The organism is Microcystis sp. M49636_WE2, from assembly GCF_030065375.1.
Classification (GTDB): domain Bacteria; phylum Cyanobacteriota; class Cyanobacteriia; order Cyanobacteriales; family Microcystaceae; genus Microcystis; species Microcystis aeruginosa_C.
The window spans coordinates 1-1322 of record NZ_JASJFG010000675.1 but is presented as its reverse complement, the minus strand read 5'-3'; the positions used below and the strand labels follow the sequence as shown (position 1 = coordinate 1322).

Sequence of the window (1322 nt, the reverse complement as noted above, 5' to 3'; positions counted from 1 at the left end):
ACATTAGCACTAATTAGAGAAGATGCAAGGGTGATGCAAGGGTTTTAAGAGATTCTAGCAGATTTAAGTGCATTTGGGAAGCTCTCAATCAAGCTAAAAGCCCTTTCCTGTAAGGTTTTTACCATTATTCAGCAAACCCTAATTAATTCACTCCTATTACATTTTTTTACTAAAAATTTGGTTCTTCGGTTTGTGTTATGCAATGGACGGGGGTTATAATAAATGTAACCCTTATATAGAAAGACATTTGGCAATTTTTGTCAATTGTTCTCGATCTAGAACGAATTAATCAATTAAGTCTCTTGCCAGATAAGGATTTAGTCGATTTATGCCCCCCCTATCGAACCATACCAAGTAACGAAGAACCATTTCTTGGGTAATTATTGCCTAACCCACCCGCTCAATAGTCTTAATTTTTAATCCGATGGAGGGGGATTTTCTGCGCTTTGCGATCGAGTTTCTGGGGGAGTATCTTTTTCGATATTTTCTTCTGGGGGCAAATCTTCCTCGGTAACTTCAATAATCACCGTTTCGCTAACAGCAATAGTTTCGACTTCAACATTTGCGACAGGTTCAGTCGGGGGAATTTCTGGGGCATTTTCGGAGGGTTTGATCTCTTCCGTTGCCAAATCAAAATCATCAAAATCATCAAAATCATCGAAATCATCGAAAGTTTCCCCATCATCAATGATTTCTGCGGCTTTTTCCCCAATTTCTGTCACCGATTCTGTAATAGGTTCCCCGATAGCTGCGGCTTTTTCGGCAACGGGGGCAACCGTTTCTTGAGCTTTTTCCTCAATTTCTGTCACTGATTCTGTAATAGTTTCCCCGATAGCCACGGCTTTTTCTATAACGGGGTCCACCGTTTCTTTAACCGTTTCTTTAACTTTTGCTGCTACTTTCTCAGGTTTAGCTTTAGTTTTAGGGGATTGGGAGGGAGTAACTTTCCCCAGACGATTGCCTAACCAACCGACAATAGTAAATAATTTAACCGGTTTGTCGGGATAAAAAAGTGCTTGTCTGAGTTTGAGAGTTTGCCAAGCGAAAGCAATAAATAAAATGGCTGCGGCAACTTGTCCCAGGAGGATAGCGCCTGTAATCCTTCCCGCGCACAACCAGAGGACAAGGGCATAGAATAATCCTACCGCACTCCAGAGAAAATCATCTTGACGGTGGCGATCGGGGGCGATAAAAGCGGTGGTGAGGAGGTACAGACTACTCAATCCCACAACGACCGCTAGGATATAGGGCAACATTTGCGATTCTCCTTTGACATTTCCTTTTTTATTGTGCGTTATTTGGGGTCGATCGAGTCTATTTTT

1 protein-coding gene is annotated in these 1322 nt (G+C 41.9%); it reads right to left on the bottom strand.

All coding sequences use genetic code 11. The annotated features are described in order from the left end of the window. Window positions 1–416: 416 nt before the first annotated feature. Window positions 417–1256, bottom strand: coding sequence for a Ycf66 family protein (locus tag PX484_RS15565; protein WP_287768369.1), 840 nt, complete (start codon window positions 1254–1256; stop codon window positions 417–419). Between the last annotated feature and the right edge of the window lie 66 nt (window positions 1257–1322).